Annotated in this window: 14 protein-coding genes; 12 read left to right on the forward strand and 2 right to left on the reverse strand. The window is 46.1% G+C overall.

Annotation, left to right across the window (positions count from 1 at the left end; translation table 11 throughout):
- The 7 genes from HCZ42_RS17650 to purF all read left to right on the forward strand — a co-directional run.
- A partial coding sequence (locus tag HCZ42_RS17650) for a FimV/HubP family polar landmark protein (protein ID WP_303047963.1) occupies window positions 1–1,362 on the forward strand: 1,362 nt, incomplete at its 5' end.
- A gap of 82 nt (window positions 1,363–1,444) precedes the next feature.
- A complete protein-coding gene (gene truA, locus HCZ42_RS17655) occupies window positions 1,445–2,239 on the forward strand; it encodes a tRNA pseudouridine(38-40) synthase TruA (RefSeq protein WP_167422085.1) in 795 nt (264 codons plus the stop codon).
- A 174-nt stretch (window positions 2,240–2,413) separates the two neighbouring features.
- Window positions 2,414–3,340 (forward strand): acetyl-CoA carboxylase, carboxyltransferase subunit beta, encoded by a 927-nt coding sequence (gene accD / locus HCZ42_RS17660; RefSeq protein WP_167422086.1) that lies wholly within the window; start codon window positions 2,414–2,416, stop codon window positions 3,338–3,340.
- Window positions 3,341–3,384: 44 nt separating this feature from the next.
- Complete coding sequence (folC, locus tag HCZ42_RS17665) at window positions 3,385–4,650, forward strand: bifunctional tetrahydrofolate synthase/dihydrofolate synthase (protein WP_167422087.1); 1,266 nt, start codon at window positions 3,385–3,387, stop codon at window positions 4,648–4,650.
- Window positions 4,651–5,202, forward strand: a complete 552-nt coding sequence (locus HCZ42_RS17670; RefSeq protein WP_167422088.1) for an SPOR domain-containing protein — start codon at window positions 4,651–4,653, stop codon at window positions 5,200–5,202.
- Window positions 5,203–5,264: 62 nt separating this feature from the next.
- The gene (locus tag HCZ42_RS17675; protein WP_167422089.1) at window positions 5,265–5,756 is read left to right on the forward strand and encodes a CvpA family protein; all 492 of its coding nucleotides are present in this window, start codon (window positions 5,265–5,267) and stop codon (window positions 5,754–5,756) included.
- A 35-nt stretch (window positions 5,757–5,791) separates the two neighbouring features.
- The gene (purF, locus tag HCZ42_RS17680) at window positions 5,792–7,306 is read left to right on the forward strand and encodes an amidophosphoribosyltransferase (RefSeq protein WP_167422090.1); all 1,515 of its coding nucleotides are present in this window, start codon (window positions 5,792–5,794) and stop codon (window positions 7,304–7,306) included.
- A gap of 54 nt (window positions 7,307–7,360) precedes the next feature.
- Here purF and znuB read toward each other — a convergent pair whose 3' ends face one another.
- Together znuB and znuC are read right to left on the reverse strand one after the other, a co-directional pair.
- On the reverse strand, window positions 7,361–8,146 hold the full coding sequence (gene znuB, locus HCZ42_RS17685) for a zinc ABC transporter permease subunit ZnuB (protein ID WP_167422091.1): 786 nt from the start codon (window positions 8,144–8,146) through the stop codon (window positions 7,361–7,363).
- Window positions 8,139–8,924 carry a zinc ABC transporter ATP-binding protein ZnuC gene (gene znuC / locus HCZ42_RS17690; protein ID WP_167422092.1) on the reverse strand — a complete coding sequence of 262 codons (786 nt, stop codon included), beginning with the start codon at window positions 8,922–8,924 and terminating at the stop codon, window positions 8,139–8,141. Before znuC ends, znuB begins: the two co-directional genes overlap by 8 nt.
- Window positions 8,925–9,003: 79 nt before the next feature.
- Here znuC and znuA point away from each other — a divergent pair, with 79 nt between their 5' ends.
- From znuA to HCZ42_RS17715, 5 genes are all read left to right on the forward strand, one after another.
- Window positions 9,004–9,879 carry a zinc ABC transporter substrate-binding protein ZnuA gene (gene znuA / locus HCZ42_RS17695; RefSeq protein WP_167422093.1) on the forward strand — a complete coding sequence of 292 codons (876 nt, stop codon included), beginning with the start codon at window positions 9,004–9,006 and terminating at the stop codon, window positions 9,877–9,879.
- A 259-nt stretch (window positions 9,880–10,138) separates the two neighbouring features.
- Window positions 10,139–13,462: a helix-turn-helix domain-containing protein gene (locus HCZ42_RS17700; protein ID WP_167422094.1), complete on the forward strand. Its 3,324-nt coding sequence runs from the start codon at window positions 10,139–10,141 to the stop codon at window positions 13,460–13,462.
- Window positions 13,463–14,141: 679 nt separating this feature from the next.
- Entirely contained in the window at window positions 14,142–14,369 is a 228-nt protein-coding gene (locus tag HCZ42_RS17705) for a FeoA family protein (protein ID WP_167422095.1), read from the forward strand.
- Window positions 14,370–16,643, forward strand: a complete 2,274-nt coding sequence (gene feoB / locus HCZ42_RS17710; RefSeq protein WP_167422096.1) for a Fe(2+) transporter permease subunit FeoB — start codon at window positions 14,370–14,372, stop codon at window positions 16,641–16,643.
- Window positions 16,640–16,870, forward strand: coding sequence for a FeoC-like transcriptional regulator (locus HCZ42_RS17715; protein ID WP_167422097.1), 231 nt, complete (start codon window positions 16,640–16,642; stop codon window positions 16,868–16,870). Before feoB ends, HCZ42_RS17715 begins: the two co-directional genes overlap by 4 nt.
- Window positions 16,871–16,897: the final 27 nt, after the last annotated feature.

Raw genomic sequence — 16,897 nt, forward strand, 5'->3', positions numbered from 1 at the left:
GAAGAAGACGCGCTAGCCGATATGGTATCTGAGCCTGGCGAGCCGACTCAGCCTCAAGTTGAAGAAGTACAGCCAGAACCAGTCGCGGAAGACTCGGTTGCATTAAACGATCTAGAGCTACCGGAATATAGCGAAGAAGATGCGCTGGCCGATATGGTATCTGAACCTGGCGAGCCGACTCAGCCTCAAGTTGAAGAAGTACAGCCAGAACCAGTCGCGGAAGACTCGGTTGCATTTGACGATTTAGAGCTGCCGGAATACAGCGAAGAAGACGCGCTAGCCGATATGGCGTCAGAGCCTAGCGAGCCGACACAGCCTCAAGTTGAAGAAGTACAGCCAGAGCAAGCCGCGGAAGACTCGGTTGCATTAAACGATCTAGAGCTGCCGGAATACAGCGAAGAAGACGCTCTGGCCGATATGGTATCTGAGCCTGGCGAGCCGACTCAGCCTCAAGACGAAGTAGCGGAATCTGAGCTGGCAGCGGAAGAGTCAGTAGAGTTCGATGACCTAGAACTGCCGGAATACAGCGAAGAAGACGCGCTGGCCGATATGGTATCTGAGCCTAGCGAGACGACACAGCCACAAGCTGAAGTAGCGGAATCTGAGCTGGCAGCGGAAGAGTCAGTAGAGTTCGATGACCTAGAACTGCCGGAATACAGTGAAGAAGACGCGCTGGACGAGCTGTCAACACAACCTCATGCGGAAAGCGCTGAGTCGTCACACGACCCAGTCGCAGCACATCAAGATTACGATGAACAGGCGTTTGACGAGCTATTGACGGAAGACGACAGCCAAGCAAAGAGTTTCTCGTTTGATCAGCCAATAGATGCCAAGACTTCTGACAGTGCGGGTATGGACATTGACGCTATGTTGGAAATGGGTGGGGAAGACTGGAACGGTTTTACCCTTTCTCCTGAACAACAAGCGCAAATCAGTGATGATATTCCAGAAGAAGACCAAGCTATTTGGTCACAAGAAAATCAGCCTGCTAAAGCAACGGTGCAGGAAGAAAATTGGGAAGACCAACATTCACTGGATGACTTTAATCCGAAAGAAAACCAGTTCCGCACTATTGATGAGTTGATGGCGGAAGTGGAAGGTGATGAAGATTACTTTATCGATGAAGCGCTTAAGCTTGATGTCGGTTTGAATGACTTCCCAGACGTTATAGGCGATATCGGTGAAGAAGAGGATATCGATGCAAATGCTGAAGCTGCGGGCAAACTTGATCTGGCCAAAATCTACATGGAAATGAATGATACGGTGGGAGCAAGAAAGCTGCTGGAAGAGGCGATTGTCGATGGTAACGAAGATATTCGCCGAGAAGCTAAATCTCTCATCGACGGAATCAGTCAAAGTTAGGTAAAAGGGGGCGAGTAGCCCCCTTAATTTTTTATCGAAAAGTGTTTATACTTCCCGCCCCATTTTCTAAGAGAAATCCAAGATGAAAATCGCTTTAGGTATTGAGTACAACGGCACTCATTACTTTGGCTGGCAGCGTCAAAGAGATGTAAAAAGTGTACAGGAAGAGCTGGAACGTGCGTTAAGCGTTGTTGCGAACCATCCTGTTGAAGTTCAGTGCGCAGGTCGAACCGATGCGGGTGTTCACGGCACTGGTCAGGTAGTACACTTTGAAACGACGGCAAATCGTAAAATGGTCGCCTGGACTATGGGAGTGAACGCAAATCTGCCTTCGGATATCGCGGTTCGCTGGGCTAAGGAAGTTCCTGAGGAATTCCATGCTCGATTTTCTGCCACTGCACGACGTTACCGCTACATCATTTTTAATAGCGCATTAAGACCGGGGATTCTTTCTTCAGGTGTCAGTCACTATCACGGTGACTTGGATGTAGAGAAGATGCATCAAGCGGGGCAGTATTTACTCGGTGAAAATGACTTCACTTCTTTCCGTGCGGTACATTGCCAATCACGCAGTCCGTGGCGCAATATTATGCACCTCAACGTGACTCGTCATAATCAATATGTTGTGATTGATATTAAGGCAAATGCATTTGTTCACCACATGGTGCGAAACATTACCGGTAGTCTGATTTGTGTTGGACGTGGCGAGCAGAAGCCAGAGTGGATTCAATGGCTGCTAGAGCAGAAAGATCGTAAGTTGGCAGGGGCGACAGCGAAAGCAGAAGGCTTGTATTTGGTCGATGTGGATTACCCTGAGAATTACGAATTGCCAATAGTGCCGATTGGGCCACTATTTTTACCAGATAATTTGAACTAAACCGTGTTAAATTGTCCAAATTATCATCTCTTTAGAGTGCGTGAGCATGGCTGAAAAATAGGTACAACCAGTTTTTTATCTACAGCTGGCATTTAATATGCTTTAATCCTCACGCGTAAATTAAGAATTTGATCCCTCGCATTTTGCGTGGGAATAATAGAGAAAAGGTCTTCCATGAGTTGGCTTGAAAAGATTTTAGAAAAAAGCAACATCGTAAGTTCACGTAAAGCGTCCATCCCTGAAGGTGTATGGACTAAATGTACATCTTGTGAACAGGTGCTTTACCACGCTGAACTAGAGCGTAACCTAGAAGTATGTCCGAAATGTGACCATCACATGCGTATGAAAGCTCGTCGCCGTCTGGAAACTTTCCTAGATGAAGCTAACCGAGTTGAACTTGCGGATGAGCTGGAACCAAGAGATAAACTAAAATTCAAAGACTCGAAGAAATACAAAGATCGTATTTCAGCGGCACAGAAGAGCAGCGGCGAAAAAGACGCGCTTGTTGTGATGCAAGGTGAGTTGCTAGGTCTACCTATCGTCGCGTGTGCTTTCGAATTCTCATTCATGGGTGGTTCGATGGGTTCTGTGGTTGGTGCTCGTTTTGTTCGCGCAGTTGAAGCAGCGATCGAGAACAACTGTGGCCTAGTGTGTTTCTCTGCGAGTGGTGGTGCTCGTATGCAAGAAGCACTAATGTCACTGATGCAAATGGCGAAAACCAGTGCAGCGCTAGAGCGTCTGTCAGGTAAAGGTCTGCCGTTTATCTCGGTAATGACTGACCCAACCATGGGTGGTGTATCTGCGAGTTTGGCGATGCTGGGTGATATCAACATCGGTGAACCAAAAGCGCTTATCGGTTTTGCTGGTCGTCGTGTTATTGAGCAAACAGTACGTGAAGACCTACCAGAAGGCTTCCAACGTAGCGAATTTCTATTAGACCACGGTGCTATCGATATGATCGTTGACCGCCGTGAAATGCGTCAGCGCATTGGTAGTCTGGTCGCTAAAATGACGAATCAAGCGTCTCCATTGGTTGTTTCTGTGAATGATTCACCAAATGAAGAAGCTTATGAAGTACCAGAAGCTGACGAAAAAGGGTAAAGTAGCACACTAACAAACAACCGCAATTTTTTGGTTTAAGTTAGATGAATCGAACCCAAACTCCTCAAGCCACATCACCACTAGAGATGTGGCTTGATTATTTAGCTAATATCCACACGTCAGCCATCGACCTTGGCTTAGATCGTGTTCAAGCAGTGGCGAAATCCGCCAATCTCACCAAACCTGCTCCTACCGTTATTACCGTCGCTGGCACAAATGGCAAAGGCTCGACTTGTGCGATGATGGAAGCAATTCTACTTGATGCAGGCTACTCAGTCGGTGTTTACAGCTCCCCACATTTGATTCGCTACAACGAACGCGTACGTGTGAATGGTCAAGACTTGGCTGATGAAAAGCACACCGCGGCGTTTGACTTTGTTGAGAAGCAACGTGGTGATATCAGCCTAAGCTTGTTTGAATTTGGCACTCTTGCCGCGTTACGTTTGTTCCAAACAGAACAGGTTGATGTGGTGCTGCTAGAAGTCGGTTTAGGCGGACGACTCGATGCAACAAACGTGGTTGACCATGATGTCTCAGTCATTACTAGTCTGGCAATCGACCATGTTGACTGGCTTGGTGATGATATCAATGTGATCGGTTTTGAAAAGGCGGGCATCTACCGCTCAGGAAAACCAGCAATCTGTGGCCAACCCAAAGCCCCTGCGACTGTAGCGGCGCACGCCGATGATATCGGTGCCGAGCTATTTCAGGTTGAGATTCAGTACGGTTATAAGCAAGTCACTGACACGACTTGGCAGTGGACACATGGCTCTTACGAGTTAACAGACCTGCCTATCCCAGGATTACCACTCCAAAACGCGGCTACGGCGCTGATGGCGTTAGCGACGGCAAACCTAGACATTAGTGACGTAAACATTGTTAACGGCTTAAACAACGCTCAGTTGCCGGGCAGGATGCAGCTAATCAACCAGCAACCGACTATTTTGTTGGATGTGGCACACAACCCTCATTCAGCGCAATATCTGGTGGAGCGCATAAAGCAAAAGTTTGATGGTAAGACGGTTCATACCGTAGTTGCGATGCTGCACGACAAAGACATCAAAGCGACACTGCAAGAATTGTCTGAAATTGCCTCAAATTGGTACCCAGCCTCATTGATGGGACCTCGCGCCGCGAGTGCGGACGAATTATGTCAGTATCTACCTGAAAGTAATCAGAAATACCGCTCTCCTGTTGAGGCTTTTAAAGCTGCAATGACAAATGCCCGAACAGAAGATGTCATTCTAGTGGTTGGATCTTTCCATACCGTAGGGGAAGTTCTCGAATACTGGCAGAGCAAAGGAGCATAAATGGCAAGTAAGTTTCAAAACCGATTAGTCGGCACCATTCTGTTGGTGGCGCTTGGGGTCATCATTTTACCGGATGTCCTAGACGGTAAAAAAACGCACTACAAAGAAGATGTCGCCAGTATTCCGATTAAACCCGATACTGGTAACGACGTAGAAACTTTTGAAGTGTTAGACCCAGTTGATGATAGTGCCAGCTTACCTGAGTCACCTGTTGAAGTCGTGGTTGATGATTCAACGAGCGATGTAGAAGCTCAACAACAGCGTGATGAAATGCCGGTCGTTGTCAAAGATGTTCCTGAACGAAATGACTACGAAGACAGCGCTTGGTTTATCCAGTTGATGGCACTGAAGAATGCTGAAAACGCGAAGAACCTCGTTTTGGACTTGCAAAAGCGTGGATACCAAGCTCATGTGAAACCAGAAAATGGCTTTACTAGGGTCATTATTGGTCCCGATGTATCCAAGAGCAAACTAGAGCGCCAAGTTATTGAACTGGAAAAAATTACCGGTTCGAAAGGTCAATTGCTTAAATTTAAACCACTAAATCCTTAAGAAAACGTTTGCGTCAGCGTTTTTTCTGTTAAAATGCGCGCCAACTTAAGATGTAAGAACAGATGAATCCGTTAGATATTGTCATTTTAAGTGTGATCGGCCTGTCGGCTTTGATCAGTTTAGTTCGTGGCTTCGCAAAAGAAGCATTGTCATTAGTTATTTGGTTTGGTGCGTTTTTCATCGCCAGTCAGTACTACGCAAAATTAGCGGTGTACTTTACTAATATTGAAGATGACATGTTTAGAAATGGAGCCGCAATTGCAGCCTTGTTTGTTGCTACATTAGTAGTAGGTGCAGTGGTCAACTATGTCATTGCGCAACTGGTGCAGAAAACAGGCTTGTCAGGAACAGACAGAGTGTTGGGGATCGTCTTTGGTGGTCTGCGCGGTGTGTTGATTGTTTCTGCTGCACTATTTTTTATGGATGCGTTTACTTCGTTTCCAGACTCAGAGTGGTGGAGGAACTCGCAATTGGTACCGGAATTTAGCCGTATCATCGCGCCGTTCTTCGAGCACTTGCAAGCAACATCTAGTTTCTTATCTGGCGCGTTATAGCGCGCCAGCCATTGTCGCAAATCGAGGGTTAGGACATGTGTGGTATTGTTGGAATCGTGGGCACAACGCCTGTAAACCAGTCTATCTATGATGCATTGACGGTATTGCAGCATCGTGGCCAGGATGCAGCGGGTATTTGTACCATAGAAAGCAATCGTTTTCGTCTAAGGAAGGCAAACGGTTTAGTGAAGGATGTGTTTGAAGCAAAACACATGCAAAGGCTTCAGGGTGAAGTTGGTATCGGCCATGTTCGTTACCCAACAGCAGGCAGCTCTAGCGCCTCAGAAGCTCAACCATTCTACGTAAACTCTCCATTCGGTATCACTCTTGCTCACAACGGTAACTTGACCAACGCGAAAGAAGTTCGTCAAAAACTGTTCGAAAAAGACCGTCGTCACATCAACACAACGTCTGATTCAGAAGTCCTACTTAATGTACTGGCTCACGAAATTGACACGGTTAAAGGTAACGTAACGGCAGAAGATGTATTCCGCGCAGTGACAAATGTTCACCGTACTATCCGTGGTGCATACGCGGTAACTGCGATGATCATTGGTCACGGTATGATTGCCTTCCGCGATCCAAACGGCATTCGCCCTCTATGCCTTGGTAAACGCGAAGTAAAAGGCAAAACAGAATACATGGTGGCGTCTGAGTCTGTTGCATTGGATGCGGTTGGCTTTGACTTCATTCGTGATGTGGCACCGGGCGAAGCAATCTACGCGACGTTTGACGGTGAGCTTCACACCAAGCAATGTGCCGATAATCCTGTACTGAACCCATGTATCTTCGAGTTTGTTTACTTTGCTCGCCCAGACTCGTTCATCGACAAGATTTCGGTGTACAGCGCGCGCGTGGAAATGGGTAAGAAGCTAGGCGAGCGTATTCGTGATGAATACGCGCACCTTGATATCGATGTGGTTATCCCGATTCCAGAAACATCATGCGATATCGCACTGCAAATCGCTCAGGCGATTGATAAGCCTTACCGCCAAGGTTTCGTTAAGAACCGCTATGTTGGACGTACCTTTATCATGCCGGGTCAGCAGCAGCGTAAGAAATCGGTTCGTCGTAAACTCAATGCTATTCGCTCCGAGTTTAAAGACAAAAACGTACTACTGGTTGATGATTCAATCGTTCGTGGTACTACGTCTGAACAGATTATCGAAATGGCGCGAGACTCAGGTGCAAACAAAGTATTTATGGTTTCAGCAGCACCTGAAATTCGCTTCCCGAACGTGTATGGTATCGATATGCCAAGCGCAAACGAGCTAATTGCTCATGGTCGTGACAATGATGCGATCTGTAAGCAAATTGGTGCGGATGAGCTTATCTTCCAAACTCTTGAAGATTTGGTTGATGCCGTTGGTCTAGGTAATACAGATATTGCTAAGTTTGAAACGTCAGTATTTAACGGTGAGTATGTGACTGGTGACATCGACCAGAAATATCTAGAGTTCCTAGAGTCACTGCGCAGCGATGATGCCAAAACGCAGCGCGAGATTAAGCAAGAGTTAGCAAACTTAGAATTGCACAACGAAGGCGCTTAAGTGCTCGAATGACTGAAAAAGGCTTCCTAAAGGAAGCCTTTTTAGTTCTGGGGATTAACGACGCGATTTAGTCAGTTGTGAAAGCATAAACATTGCTGTTGCACTAATGACCACTGAAGGACCAGCGGGCGTATCGAAGTGCCAAGATAGGCTTAGGCCGAGCAATACCGCTACAGAGCCGATAACCGAGGCAAGTAACGCCATTTGCTCGGGAGACTGAGCAAAACGCCTTGCGGCGGCGGCCGGGATAATGAGCAGAGATGTCATGATCAACGCGCCGACAAACTTCATCCCTATCGCGATCACCAAACCAACCATCAACATAAGTAATAAGCGCATCAAATCGACATTGTGACCATCGACTGCCGCGAGATCTTCGCTGACAGTTGTTGCAAGCAATGAACGCCAGAATATAGCTAGGACCATTGATACCGCCAGGACACCAGAATAGATGTAGATAAGGTCAACTGGGGTCACGGCGAGTAGATCGCCAAACAAATAGCTCATTAGATCAATACGTACATCGTCTAAAAAGCTTACCGCAACCAAGCCCAAAGATAGCGAACTGTGCGCAAGAATACCGAGCAAAGTATCTGTTGCGACTTGCTGTTGCTTCTGCAATGTTACCAATAGAAACGCGAGTGCAAGGCAGCAAACCACTAAGGCAAGGTATAAGTTCACATCCAGCAAAAAGCCGAGTGCAATACCCATCAAAGAAGCGTGTGCCAGTGTGTCGCCGAAGTAAGCCATTTTCCGCCATACGACGAAAGAACCGAGTGGACCAGCGATAATTGCAATCCCTAGTCCGGCAAAAATAGAAGGTAACAAAAACTCAATCATGATGGTGACCGTGAGAATGGTGCGAACAGGTTTCAGCGTCACCTGACACAGGCTGCCCCGCTAAATCGTGGTGATGGTGATTATGCTGGTGATGGTAAAGCGCAAGGGCTTCGTTGCGATTATTGCCAAACAGCGCAATATAACTGGGGTGCTGGCTAATCGCGGCAGGGGAGCCTGAGCAACACACGTGGTGATGTAGACAAATAACATCGTCCGTTTTTGCCATCACTAAGTGCAGATCGTGCGAAACCATAAATACCGCGCAGTTGAAGCGATGGCGAATCGTATCAATCAGATCGTAGAGGTCAATCTGGCCTTGAACATCTACGCCTTGTGCGGGCTCATCCAAAACTAATAAGTCCGGGCGTTGCAGCAATGCTCGCGCTAACAGTACGCGTTGATTCTCACCTCCAGAGAGGGAGTGCATATTAGAGCTGAACAGATGCTCAGCACCGACGAGCTTGAGCGCTTCGATGATCTCTTGCTGGCTATATTTGCCTGACAAACGCAGAAATCGCTCGACATTGAGCGGCAATGATTCATTGAGTTTCAGTTTTTGAGGGACGTAGCCGATCCGCAGCGAACGGTCTTTAGTAATCGTGCCTTGGAATTGACGCTGCAATCCAAGCAGGACCTTAACTAGTGTAGACTTACCCGCGCCATTGGGTCCGATCAGTGTGGTGATTTCGCCACGATTCAACGTGAGTGAAACGTTGTCGAGGACCTTTCGTCCGTCAAATTGAACAGAGATATTAGTGAGTTCGACCAATGTCGACATGAATAGCACTCATTTGCAATTATCTAATGTTATAATGTAACATTTAATCTCTCATTAGACTAGATAGCAGTATTCATTTATGAAGCGTATTTTTGCCCTTTTATTCACCGTCGTGGCTGCATTTTCTGTACAAGCAAACACGGTGCTGACCAGCATTAAGCCAATCCAGTTGATTACTCTGGAACTGACCAAGGGTATCTCTCAACCAGATGTTCTTTTGGCTTCCAATACTTCTCCGCACGATTACGCTTTACGACCTTCAGATGTGAAGCGTATTCGCAACGCTGACTTGGTGATTTGGTTTGGTCACGACTTAGAGCCGTTTTTAGAGAAGATCCTCCAGGACCAAGCAAACGTACTTACAATTAGTGATATGTCTCAACTGGCGCTGCGTGAATACAACGGCGACCACGATGATCACCACGGGCATGACCACGGAAATTACGATCCTCATTTCTGGTTGGGTTATGCGCCTACCCAGCAAGTCGCTAAAGCGATTACGGAAAAGTTGATTCAGACAGACACCAGTAATGCACAAGCGTACCGCGATAACTTAACGGCTTTCCTTTCACAGCTAGACAAGCAACATCAAGCGATCAAGCAACAGTTGAATACGGTTAAGAGCCAAGGTTACTACGTTTTTCACGATGCCTATGGCTATTTTGAACAGGACTTCGCACTTAACCACTTAGGCCATTTCACTGTCAGTCCAGACCGTAAGCCGGGGGCCAAAACGCTGATTAAAATTCGCAAGTCTCTGGCGTCTAAGCAAGCACAATGTGTGTTCTCAGAGCCTCAGTTTACGCCTGCGGTCGTGGCATCTGTCACTCGAGGTAGTCACGCAAAAGTTGGTGTTCTTGACCCATTGGGGACAGATGTAGAAGCCGCGGAAGGTGGATATTTCACTTTACTTGGCCAGTTAGCGGATAGCTTTGAGACTTGTTTAAAATCATAAACGAGCAGTTATAGGTAGGGTAAAAAGGGAGCAATAAGCTCCTTTTTTGTAAAGTCCGTATGCTCACTGAGCAATTTGTAAGCTCGTATGTGAGCTCAGCTTAAAAAGTCAGGGAAATTTAGAACGCTGGCTTGTTTATTCGTCATATTCTTAGATAATTATCGAACAAAATAAAGATACATGTTGACTGCTAATCTTTGGTAAGTGGTATGACGTGGTTATGCATTAAAAATTTATTGCTGTTAGGGACTTACTGGTTATGAGAGCCATATTGTTAGCTATCACTTTGTGTTTAGCTACGATAGCAAATGCGGTAGAGCAAACACCGACCGTGTTCTATCCATTGCCCACACAAGCGCAAGGCAAAGTATTTGCGGCCAAAGAGCTGTTTTTAGCTAATGGTGGTGGGGTATGGTTTCAAGATGTTCGCAACCAGATCATGTTCTTCGATGGCCAAGATATCATGCCGAGGTCCGGTTCCGCTCTGGAACATGAGGTTGAACAGGTGACTTATCTCGATAATGCATTCTGGTCGTTCTTTCGCAACGAAATCTATCGAACCGTCCCTAACCAAGAAAGAGAGTTGGTGTTTAGCCTCAAGCCTGGCTCAGAAATTAAACGTATCGGTGCTTCGAAACGCTTTATTTGGCTCTCAGATGATACCCACTTCTACACTTACAACGTCGATACTGGCGAGTTCTCAACCTACTCACTGCTTGAACTGTATAAGTACAGCCAGTCTTCCACGATTCAAATTAACGATGCTAAGTTTGTGCTGTCTAAATGGGTAGTGGCAACCAACGCAGGAGTGTATTTATCTGACGAGAATAACTTTGACCACGTCACTAGCTCTGGTCAGAATTATGTTGAGAAAATTTACTTTTCAGATTCACGTCGAGAGTTGGTCATTGGTTCACTCAAAGGTGCGTTGATTTTTGATATCCAAAACCCTAAACGTCCGACGAAATACATCCCGGGTTCTCATGTTCTCAGTATCACCGAAACCAGCGAAGAGTACTGGATTGGTACTGAAAACGGCTTGCTGGTCTATTCTTTCCTAACGGGTGAGACCAAACGCCTCATCTCTTCTGGCGTGCACGACAATTCGGTTATCCAAGGTAAAATCTACGCGTTACTTAATGATCAAGCCGGCGGGATATGGATCGCTACTGACAGCGGTGTCCGCTATTTTTCACTGTTTTCTCATAAGTTTGAGCGAGTATCTGGTCGTGTACTGACGCCAAACATCGATATCGACAAACCCAAACTGATGCGAAGAAAAGAGAGCAGTGAAGGCTATTGGATGGTCAGTGATTCGGGTATCTACAGTGTTAGTCTTGAGCCGTTCCAGAATCGTCGCTTAATGTATCGAGGTACGGTGAGCGATTTTGCTGAGTCTGATGGTGTGTTGTGGTTAGCGACCAATCAAGGTATACGCAGAATTGACAACGTAACAGGACATGCGGTGCAAGGTAAGCCGATGCCTGAATTTCTCAAAACTGCCGATGTTCGCTTCCTGGAATTGGGCAAGAACGGGGTATTATGGGGAGCAGGGGATGACCATCTTTGGCGCTATGATTTAAACAGTGACCAGTTAACTCAGTATGGTTCAGACTGGATGATAAAAAAATATCTTCCAGCTCAGTTGACTGATATGAAAGTGACCGAACAAGGCTTTTTGATTCTCGGTACCGAACACGGTGTTTACGTGCTGCGCAATGGCCAAATTCATTTTATCGGTGAAAGTGTTCCGTTTGGTTCCGTCATTAACACGGTACAAGTTGATGACTACGATATATGGGTAGCGAGCCGCTACGGATTATATCGATTTGACCTCTATACTGGACATGTCAAATCTCTCCCATTGCTTGATGGACATATCACACCGAAATGTCTCATTGGAAACCAAGACGGCATGTGGTTGACTTCGTCTGCCGGACTTACTCGTTATTCAGAAAAAGGTTATCTGCTGCGTCACTACGGTGAACCTTTCGGCTTAATCAGCAATGAGTTTGCCGCCGGGCAATGCTCATATGGAGCGGGAGACGAACGGACCTTGTTGTTTGGCACGCATTTCAACCTGATTAAGGTCAGTACCCAAGAACTGGTAGTGAGCAAGCTACCAGATGTTCGGGTGATTATCAGCCAAGTAAAAGTGAATCAAACGCTGGAGTCTCTCGGCGCCACAATTAGCTCTCAACCGGAAATCAATTACGGCGAGTCTATCGCTTTTAAATTTGGCGTATTGCCACGTGTGAATAAAGTCAGTGTCGAATACCGACTCAATGATGATGAATGGCAGTTACTCGATGGATCGACTCTTAATATCGAACACTTGATGCCTGGTGATTATCAGCTTGAGGTTCGTGCCGTGCTAAACAATATGCAGCGTGGGCGAAGTAATGTGTTTGAGTTTTCAGTTTCTCGGCCTTGGTTTATGACGCCATACGCGATCATTGCTTACTTTGCTGGAGCGATTATTTTTATCGCCGCGATCGTCTACTGGCGTTCAAGAATCATGAACCAAGCTAACCGAGACCTGAAAGCACAAGTTGCGTTGAAAACTAACCAGTTGCGCCACCAAAGCCGCATTTTGCTAACCAACAACCAACAGCTCCGTAAGCAACTGCAAATTAGACGTTTGATCGCCAACAAATCAATTAAGGCGATGAAACAAAGGTTAGAGAGCTCTTCTGTTAGCAGTGTGGTTCAGCAAAGCGAGGCAAGCCAAAAAGTTGTCAGTTATCTATTGCAGGAGTTGGACTTATTGCTCCATGTTCGTACAACTGACGGAGAAGCCAAGCCGGTTTACAACCTGACTTTAATTCTAAAGTCGGTCTTGAGTGGTTGGGCGGATGAATTAGAGAAAGCCAATATCAATATCGAGCTAGAGTCTGATTCGAAGCGAGACTACTTTGTTAGTTTGACCAGTTTTAACCTCGACGAACTACTTAACTTGCTGATCGACAGCATAGTAAGGCGCTGCTATAGAAATCAGACGGTACTGCTGTCTACTCGTTTAGACGATAAGCGCGTGGTCTTGACGTTACTGGATCAGGGAGAACCGCTTGAAAGTTACAATCACTCTTCTTTATTACAAACCATCAGCTCATTGATTGAACAGAGTGGTGGATGTTGCAATATTCACTCTTCTGCAGAGCGAAACTTGATGGAGGTGAGTTGGATTGCCAGCGATAACTTCGATGAAGCCTCCATCATCGATATTGAGCCTTTTGACTATCATGAACTCAAACCAAGCGAAGACCCGTGGCTTGAGAAGGTGAAGCAACTGGTGTTTAGCCACTACTCGGATCCCGAACTGAGCACCTCTACTGCCGCGAAAATGCTGTATGTTTCAGAACGCAGTCTGCAGCGCCGTTTGAAAACAGCGATCGATAAGACATTCACAGAGTACTTAACCGAGGTGCGCTTAGATAACGCCTGTCGTCGCCTGTTGGCGGGTGAGAAAGTCTCTGATGTTGCATTTGAATGTGGCTTCAATGACCCTTCTTACTTCAGCCAGAGGTTTAAGCACCGCTTTGGGATGTCTCCAACTCAATTTGTTGAAGAAAAAGAAAACTAGTCAAACCAAGAGTGTGAGTAAGTAGCCAACGCAGCCATTAAGCTGTGTGAGTTGTTTTGCGCTCTTTTTACCTTGGGGCGTTTGTCGACCTCATGGGCCATTCCTCCCTATCGGTGACATCAAGTGATGTACGCCGTTAATCAATCTCAAAGTGGAATAGACTTAATAACCAATGTCCTTGCCAGAGCAAAGTTGGGGTAGTGGGTTTGACGTGAGTTTGGGGAAAGAGAAGAAAAAAAATTCGTGGTATAGCCGGGGGGACCATACCACGGGTGCCAATGACACCTTCGCTTGCTGCCGGAGTGGCGCTGGGTGCGCCACCTCTGGAATTCAATGTTATCGTTTGGGCTAAGCCCTCTCGACGGAATTAACTATATCGTGACGACCTTATTTTACTTATAAAATTAACGCCATTGTTACATGATAAAAACGACAGATTTATCAACTTACTGTTTTTTAAGGTTTATTTTTCTTTATGGTCTTTTTTGTTCCAGTTTTATGACAGTTGGTGTAGCTTCCCGAGTTAGTTTTTGACGGAATTGACGTTTTTGTTTTTAACGGAAATGACGTGTCATTTCTGAAAATATTGATTTCAAGCAAAAAAGCATACCGTTATTAGCGATAATATTGTAAGTGTAAATAAAAACAGTTCTCATTTTCGAGTAGTATAGGTTTGTCGATGAAACTTTCAGAGTTGATGCAAGGGCAAGAAGCGACCATTGTTGGCTTTACAGAGCTATCTAATGATGTAAGGAAAAAGTTGATGGTGATGGGGTTGTTACCTAATACGCCAGTTAAAGTGATCAGAAGAGCACCTATGGGCGACCCACTACAAATAGAAGTCCGCGGTGTTTCTCTTGCTGTGCGTAACAGTATCGCGAAATCGGTTTCTGTGGAGGTGCGCTAGATGGACTATCAGATTTTAACGGTAGGTAACCCTAACAGCGGTAAAACGACTTTATTTAACGGTCTAACTGGGGCGAAGCAGCAAGTTGGTAACTGGGCTGGTGTAACGGTTGAGAAAAAGTCCGGTAAATACGCGCATTCTGGTGACAACTTTTTACTCACCGACCTACCTGGTATTTATGCTCTGGATAGTGGTAATGATGGCAACAGTATCGATGAGTCGATTGCGTCACGAGCGGTGTTGACGCATCCAGCGGATCTAATTATCAATGTTGTCGATGTAACTTGCCTTGAGCGCAGCCTATATATGACGCTTCAACTTCGTGAGTTAGGACGCCCGATGGTGGTCGTGCTTAACAAGATGGATGCACTTAAGCGTGAGCGCCAAACCATCAACATTAAAGCACTCGAGAAAGAACTTGGTTGTCCGGTTTTTGCTATCTCCGCCAACAACAAGTCACAAGTGGTCGCGTTTAAAGAGCGCTTACATAAAGCTTTAGTCCTAGGTATTGCTCTGAACGAATTGACTCTTGACTATGGCGAGCAATTCGAACAAGCGATCCATGATGTGCAAACGTTATTCGCTAAACAAGCTGAAGTATCGGCACGTGCGTTAGCAATTCGTGCATTGGAAAACGATCTGCTGGTTCTCAACTCTTTGCCCCAGCATGAGAGAGAACAAGTGACGACCACTCAAGCGCGCTTAGAACTCGACGTAGACTTAATCGTCGCAGACGTAAAATACACTTACCTACATGAGTTATCAAAACGTGTCCGTCGCAGTGAAGGGAAATTGAGTCATAGCTTTACTGAGAAGCTAGATAGCTTCATCCTGAATAAATGGGTTGGTGTACCTTTCTTCTTTGTGGTGATGTATCTGATGTTCATGTTCTCGATTAACATCGGTAGCGCATTTATAGATTTCTTCGATATTGGCGTTGGCGCATTGTTGGTCGACGGTGGACATTACTTATTAGACGACCACTTGCCAGTCTGGCTAGTGACACTGATCGCCGATGGTATTGGCGGCGGTATCCAAACCGTCGCGACTTTCATTCCAGTGATCGCGTGCCTCTATCTTTTCTTAGCCATTTTAGAAAGCTCAGGCTACATGTCTCGTGCCGCTTTTGTATTAGATAAAGTGATGCAAAAGATTGGCTTGCCAGGCAAAGCATTCGTACCACTAGTATTAGGGTTTGGTTGTAACGTTCCCGCGATTATGGCGACGCGAACCCTAGACCAAGAACGAGAGCGTAAACTTGCGGCATCGATGGCTCCGTTTATGTCTTGTGGTGCACGTTTACCCGTTTACGCGTTATTTGCAGCAGCATTTTTCCCAGAAAGCGGCCAGAATGTGGTGTTCTCACTATACATCTTGGGTATTGTCGCTGCGGTATTTACGGGTTTGGTATTGAAGAAAACCCTTTATCCCGGCTCAAGCGATAGCCTAGTGATGGAAATGCCAGACTATGAGTTACCAACACTGCAAAACGTACTAATCAAAACATGGCAAAAACTAAAACGTTTTGTTCTTGGTGCGGGCAAAACTATCGTGATTGTGGTGACATTATTGAGTTTCTTAAACTCAATGGGTATGGATGGTTCGTTTGGTAACGAAGACAGTGAAAACTCAGTATTGTCGAAAGCATCGCAAGTGATCACGCCAGTATTCGCGCCAATTGGCATTGAAGAAGATAACTGGCCAGCGACCGTTGGTATCATCACAGGCATTTTCGCTAAAGAAGCAGTTGTGGGCACGCTTAACAACTTGTATGCACCAACTGATGCAGGTGAAGAAGAGTTTGACCTCGTCGCAAGCCTTGAAGAAGCGCTGATGTCAATTCCTGAAAACTTGATGGGACTAAGTTATTCCGACCCGTTGGGTATTGAAGTGGGTGATCTGACTGATAGCAGCGCAGTAGCTGAAGATCAGGAAGTAGATTCGTCAATCTTTGGTAACCTTAAGCAGCACTTCATTTCAGGTAATGCCGCGTTTGCATACTTGATCTTTATCTTGCTTTACACACCTTGTGTCGCAGCTATGGGTGCTTACGTTCGTGAATTTGGTGCTAAGTACGCGCGATTTATCGCTGTCTGGACTATGGCTCTCGCGTACGGTACCGCAGCGCTTTATTACCAAGTGACGCACTTTACGCTTCATCCTACGACTAGTGCAGCATGGATTGTCGGTATCTTGTTGCTCTGTGCTGTGACTTATCGAATGCTGAAAGTAGCCGGTAAGAAACAGCAAACCTTAGAGGTTCAAGTTGCATGATCTTATCTGAGCTGAAATCGTACATCGAAGAGCACGGCAGTGTGAGCCAAACTGAGTTAGCGAAGAAGTTTGCTCTCAGTGAGGACGGTGTTGATGCGATGCTGACGGTATGGATTAAAAAAGGCTTGGTGTCGCGTTTGGTCGACACCAACAAAGCCGACAAGGTGACCCGAATTCGCTATGCGTTGGTGAAACAGGATGCTTTGTCGCTGACAGTGACGATGTAATTACAATAGAAAAGCCACTCAACTGAG

This window comes from Vibrio hepatarius (assembly GCF_011806575.1).
Taxonomy (GTDB): Bacteria; Pseudomonadota; Gammaproteobacteria; order Enterobacterales; family Vibrionaceae; genus Vibrio; species Vibrio hepatarius_A.